The organism is Flavobacterium sp. (assembly GCF_046153165.1).
Lineage (GTDB): Bacteria > Bacteroidota > Bacteroidia > Flavobacteriales > Flavobacteriaceae > Flavobacterium.
The window spans coordinates 1-6414 of sequence record NZ_JBJXEN010000065.1; the positions used below are offsets into that span (position 1 = coordinate 1).

Sequence of the window (6414 nt, forward strand, 5' to 3'; positions counted from 1 at the left end):
GAAAAAGTAAAAAATAAAATAACTAAAGCAGCATTAGATTTAGCTCCACTTAGACATATTGTTCAGTTTTTATTGTTTACAATTTCAATGCTAGTTTTGCTTCTTTTTTTAAGGAAACATATTTTTATCACAAAACCTATTCTTGCTTTTATAACAGTACTTTTATTTGTAACCCACCCTGTTCACACTGAAGTAATTGCTAATATTAAAAGTCGTGATGAAATTCTGTCTTTTTTATTTATCATTCTAACCTTACATTATTGCTTTTCTTATGCAAAAGAAAAAACCAAAAGCAATCTTTGGTTATCAACTATTAGTTTTATTTTGGCATTATTATCCAAAGAATATGCGATGATAGTCCCTTTTATTGTAGTAATTGGATATTTGAGTATTTTAAAAATGAATACTAAAGACATCTTTAATTCTGCTCTAATCAGATTAATTGTAATTGCCTCAATTTTTATTTTAATTCGATTTACAGTCTTCAACAATTTGCATACAACATCTACTACAATCGATGTTCTTAATAATCCTTATTTATATGCAACTCCAATACAATCCTTTGCTTCTAAAGTTTCGCTTTTATGGGAATATCTTAAAGTATTACTATTTCCAATGCATTTATCATCTGATTATTCGTATAGCCATTTTACTTATATTGGATTGGCAAATTGGAAGTTTTTAGCTTCGCTTGTTCTATATATTGGTTTAGCTCTGTCATTTTTTTATGCATTAAAAAAAAGAATGTCAATTGCTTTTCCATTAGCAATTTTTATAGGATTTTTAATATTAGTTAATAACCTTGTATTTAATATTGGAGCAACTATGGGAGAACGACTGGTGTACCATTCTTCACTTGGATTGTGTATTATTTTAGTAATGTTTGGCGAAAAACTTTATGATAAAATTGCATTAGAAATTATTCAAAAAAAAATACTGTTTACTATACTTTTACTTCCTGTATTATTGCTTTTTTCTTTTAAAACAATCAAAAGAAACTCAGATTGGAAATCAAATTATACATTATTCTCTGCCGATGTAAAAACAGTACCTAATAGTACTCTTGCAAACAGTAATATAGGAACAGAAATATATAATAAAGCATATGCTTCTTATTCTGAGCTTAAGAATCCATCCGTTTTAGATACAGAAAATTATAAAAAAGAATTAAAAAGTGCTATTGTTTATTTTGACAAAGCGATACAAATTCACCCTAAATATGTAGTAGCGCACTTAAATCGAGGTTTGTGCTATTTCCATTTGGGTAATAAAGAAAAAGCTGGAGAAAATTGGATTCAAGCGGCCAAACTATTTAATGGTCCACATCCTTTTTTAAAGCAAAATTCATATGTTTTTTTAAATGAAGGAATGACTTATGGTTCCAAGAAAGAATTTAAAAATGCTGTCAAACCTCTTGTTATTGCTTCAAAAATGAATCCCTATGACGCCTCAATTTGGAATAATTTAGGAGGTTCTTATTTTATGACTGGACAATTTAAATTAGCGGCAGATGCTTTTGGTTCTGCTTTATCTATAGACCCAACCCTTTCAGATGCACAAAATGGAAAAAGGGTGGCACAAGCTATTGCGAATTTAGAAGAAAAAATAAGCTCAAATACGACAGATATAGCTTCCAGAAATGAACTACAAAAGGCTTATGCAACTTGCGGTGTATCCAAAGAGTTTTTAAAGATTAAATTTTAATTGCTATGATTAATGGAAAAAAAATTATAGTAGTTATGCCTGCTTATAATGCTTCACAAACATTAGAGCGCACTTACAATGAAATACCTTCAATAGTTGATCAGGTAATTTTAGTAGATGACTTCTCCTCTGATGAAACATCTGCTTTGGCCAAAAAAATTGGTATAGAAATAGTAATTAAGCACAATCAAAATAAAGGATATGGTGGTAATCAAAAAACGTGCTACGACATTGCCTTAGAACAAAAAGCAGATATCATAATAATGCTTCATCCAGATTATCAATACACTCCTCTTTTATTAGAGGCAATGACATATCCTATTGCGAATGGGTTATTTGACGTAATGATGGGGTCTCGAATTTTAGGAAAAGGAGCTAGAGCCGGTGGTATGCCTTTATACAAATATATTGCCAACCGATTTTTAACATTATTTCAGAACATTATGATGAATCAAAAATTAAGTGAATATCATACTGGATACCGTGCTTATAGTCGTCAGGTTTTAGAAAATATACCCTATCAGAATAATTCTGATGACTTTGTTTTTGATAATGAACTATTAGGACAAATTACTTATGCAAACTTTTCTATTGGAGAAATAACTTGTCCTACAAAATATTTTGAAGAAGCCAGTAGCATTAATTTTAAAAGAAGTGTTAGCTATGGATTAGGTGTTTTAAGAGTGTCTTGTTCATATCGAATTCAGAAATGGAGGCTTTGGAAATTTGATTTGTTTAATAAAATTTAAAAAAATGTCTAAAAAAGTAAAAAATAGCACCGCAGAAATAAAAACAGAAAAAATCGTCTCTTACTCATGGATGTTTTGGCTACTAGGAATTGTATCCTTTTTCTTGTTTGCCAATACACTTATGCACGGATTTGTCCTCGATGATATTGCTGTAATTGAACAAAATAAATTTGTCAAAAATGGTATTGCTGGCATTCCAGACATATTAACAACTTTTTATTGGCAAGGATATTGGGATTCTAACGCAGGATTATATAGACCAATGTCTCTTATCTCTTTTGCTGTTGAATGGCAATTTATGCCCAATAATCCTTTTATTCATCATTTTTGTAATGTTATATTATACACTTTAAACATATTACTTTTGTTTACTGTTTTGAAGCATTTTTTAAGCAACTATACTATTTGGATTCCCTTTTTTATAGTACTCCTTTTTGCAGTACATCCTATTCATACAGAAGTTGTAGCAAACATAAAAAGTAGAGATGAAATACTCTGTTTATTATTTTTCACTATTACTATATATTGTCTTTTTTGTAAAGAAAGTGTAGGCTATTTTATTTTAGGCATCCTTTCTTATATATTTTGTTTGCTCTCAAAAGAAGCAGGAATTTTATTTTTACCCATTTTAATTGTTCTTTTTTGGAATAAAATGAAAAATTTAAAATTAATTTTCAAAAAGACATTACCCTTTATTGTTGTTTCTATAGCATGGCTTTCATGGCATCAGTATGTTATTCAATCATCACCTTACAAAAGAATTCAGTATACTTATTTGGATAATTCACTGGTAGGTTGTGGTGATATTATTACTCAGGTTGCAACTGGTTTTTCTGTTTTGGGTCGTTATATTCTAAATTCAATTGTACCTTATAACTTAAGTTATGATTATTCTTTTAACCAAATTCCATGTGTAGGTCTATTATCCTATCAATTTATAGGGAGTTTAATTTTGATTGCGATTTTAATCTTGATTGCGTTCAAATTTAGAAGTAAAAATGCAATAGTGACTTTTGGTATCGGTTTCTTTTTTGTTACAATTCTTTTGGTTACAAATATTTTTACACTAATTGGCGCTACAATGGGAGATCGCTTACTATACACGCCTGTTTTAGGTATATGTATAGCTGTGGTTTTCATTATTTTTTATTCTTTTAAAATAATGGAACTTAAAAGCTATTCGCATCCTGTTATTTATGGTTTGTTTATAGTAGCTGGGTTGTATTCTTATTATTCCTTTGGAAGAAACAAAGCATGGAAATCTAATTTTACTCTTTTTACAGAAGATGTAAATCATACTCCTAATAGTGCTAGAGTTAATTTTAATAATGCTACAGCTTTATTTTCGCAATTACCTGAGGATGTTAATAATCAGCAAACACAATTACCTCAAATCATTGCAAATTATGAAAAAGCTTTGCAGATTGACCCAAAAGATAAGGGTTCATTAGTTAATTTAGGTGTTTGTTATTATAGGATTAAGCAATATCAAAAAGCTTTAGATTGCACTCAAAAAGCTTTGCAAATAAATCCAAATGATATTACTCTTTTTGGAAATCTTGCCGATATATATTTTATGAAAAATGAGTATGCTTTAGCTATTATAAATTATAAAAAAGCAATCGAAAATAAATCAATTCAATATAATACTTATAATTTTTATGGTGTTGCCTTATTTAATAGTAAAGAATATCAAAAAGCAATTATAATTTTTGAAGATGGTTTAAAATTATATCCTGAACATGCAGAAATGTATTTAAATTACGGTAATACTCTTGCAGTTTCTTCCAGATTTAAAGAAGCTATTATTGCTTTTGAAAAAGCATACCAGCTAAATCCGAATCAGAAAAATGCTTTAAATTGTTTATCAATGGCAAATAGAGCAATAGGAAATATAGAAAAGTCAAACTATTATTTATCCGAATATAACAAACGATAACAAAAAAAACTCATATTCAAGAATATGAGTTTTTTTTATATTTAAAGTAACTATTTAATTTTTTACTAAATGAAAATTAAACATTGTTAATGTTTCATCTCCGTTGCTTTTGTTTTGTGGGCAATTACTAGGGTCAAAATTTTTATTATAAGCCCATTCATTACTATGAAGATTACAACCACTTGGGGTAACAAAAATTATACCATCATAAGGTTTATATCCATCTGCTTTAATTTCAACGTGCATTTTTTTACGAACCTGACCCGAAGCAGTAAATCCACTAACTACATTATATTCGCCTTCTTGACTAACCATCTCTTTATTAGTTGAGAACATTCTATTGTTCTTCATTTTAATACTAATTTGACTATTTCTTATTGGTCGTAATGTTTGTGAATCTATAATTGAGCCTTTAAGTGTGATTTTCTTAGCACTAATTGAGATTGGTGACAAATCAATAATATTACTTTTTTTAACAGCTATATTTTCTGAGTATAGTTCTGAACCAGAAAAAAGTAAAATACCCGTAGTTGCTATACTCGTTTTTTTAAGAAATAATCTTCTTTTCATATTTAGTTATGAGTTTAGTTTGTTATATATATAGAGAGCTATATTTTGTAAAAATAACTTTTTTTTATCATTATTAGATATTTTATCAAATAAATTAAAAAGTAAAGGCTGCCCATTTAAGGCAGCCTTTTACTTTTTAAGTATTAAAAAATTATTTTTTAATTATTAATTTATGTGTACTAATATTCATTCCATTAGTTCCTTTAACAAAATAAGTTCCGTCAGTTAATTCATCAATATTTATGGTATTAATAACATTTGCTTTTACACTAAATGTTTTAACAATTTGTCCTAATTGATTTACAATTAAAACATTTCCATCTATTTCAGAATCAACATTAAGTCTTCCTCCATTTGGATTAGGATATAATTTGAATTTTGAGAATAGTTCAAAAGATGGATTTCCAAGAACTGAAACTGTCACACAACTTGAAGTTACTGTACAACCAGCAAGCGTTACATCAACTTTATAATCACCAACAACCGAAGGTGTATAACTTTGATTTGTTTCGCCAGTTAATAAAGTATTTGGACAAGTATACCATTGATAAGTTGCACCATTCAGATTAGCTGTCAACACTCCTAATGCTTGAGAAACTGTATTATCTAAAGCAGCTGGTTGTGTAATAGTAAATATTTGAGTTGCGGTACATCCATTAGCATCTGTTGTAGTACAAGTCCATGATCCTGCAGTTAATCCACTTACAGAAACTGTTCCATCTCCTGTTGGTGTACCTGGAGTCCAATCGTAAGTATAACCTGGTGTTCCTCCTGTTGGTGTATTGATAGTTGCTGCACCAGTTGCCCCTCCATTACAAGCCACATTAGTTTGTGATGCGGGTGTTACTGATATAACTGGTGGTTGTGTTACTGTAAATGTTCTTGTTGCAGTACAACTATTAGCATCTGTCACAGTACAAGTCCATGTTCCTGCACTTAATCCTGTTACCGAAACCGTTCCATCTCCTGTTGGGTTACCTGGAGTCCAATTGTAAGTATAACCTCCTGCTCCTCCTGTTGGTGTATTGATAGTTGCTGCACCAGTAGCCCCGCCAAAACAAGCCACATTAGTTTGTGATGCAGCTGTTACTGATAAAGCTGGTGGTTGTGTTACATTAAAAGTTGTTGTTGCAGTACAACTATTAGCATCTGTCACAGTACAAGTCCATGTTCCTGCACTTAATCCTGTTACCGAAACCGTTCCATCTCCTGTTGGGGTACCTGGAGTCCAATCATAAGTATAACCTCCTGCTCCTCCTGTTGGTGTATTGATAGTTGCTGCACCAGTTGCCCCTCCAAAACAAGCCACATTAGTTTGTGATGAAGCTGTTACTGATATAGCTGGTGGTTGTGTTACCGTAAATGTTCTTGTTGCAGTACAACTATTAGCATCTGTCACAGTACAAGTCCATGTTCCTGCACTTAATCCTGTTACCGAAACCGTTCCATCTC

General features: G+C 30.4%; 5 protein-coding genes. 3 read left to right on the forward strand and 2 right to left on the reverse strand.

Going from position 1 to position 6414, the window contains the following annotated elements; translation table 11 throughout:
• The 3 genes from ACKVOV_RS07235 to ACKVOV_RS07245 all read left to right on the forward strand — a co-directional run.
• Window positions 1-1704: tetratricopeptide repeat protein (locus tag ACKVOV_RS07235; RefSeq protein WP_409206093.1), on the forward strand; the 1704-nt coding region annotated here is incomplete at its 5' end.
• 5 nt (window positions 1705-1709) lie between these two features.
• Window positions 1710-2453 carry a glycosyltransferase family 2 protein gene (locus tag ACKVOV_RS07240; protein WP_409206094.1) on the forward strand — a complete coding sequence of 248 codons (744 nt, stop codon included), beginning with the start codon at window positions 1710-1712 and terminating at the stop codon, window positions 2451-2453.
• A gap of 4 nt (window positions 2454-2457) precedes the next feature.
• A complete protein-coding gene (locus ACKVOV_RS07245; RefSeq protein WP_409206095.1) occupies window positions 2458-4392 on the forward strand; it encodes a tetratricopeptide repeat protein in 1935 nt (644 codons plus the stop codon).
• A gap of 54 nt (window positions 4393-4446) precedes the next feature.
• On the opposite strand, the gene ACKVOV_RS07250 is transcribed toward ACKVOV_RS07245, so the two are convergent.
• Both ACKVOV_RS07250 and ACKVOV_RS07255 read right to left on the reverse strand, forming a co-directional pair.
• Window positions 4447-4962, reverse strand: a complete 516-nt coding sequence (locus ACKVOV_RS07250; protein WP_409206096.1) for a hypothetical protein — start codon at window positions 4960-4962, stop codon at window positions 4447-4449.
• A 151-nt stretch (window positions 4963-5113) separates the two neighbouring features.
• Window positions 5114-6414: T9SS type A sorting domain-containing protein (locus ACKVOV_RS07255; protein WP_409206097.1), on the reverse strand; the 1301-nt coding region annotated here is incomplete at its 5' end.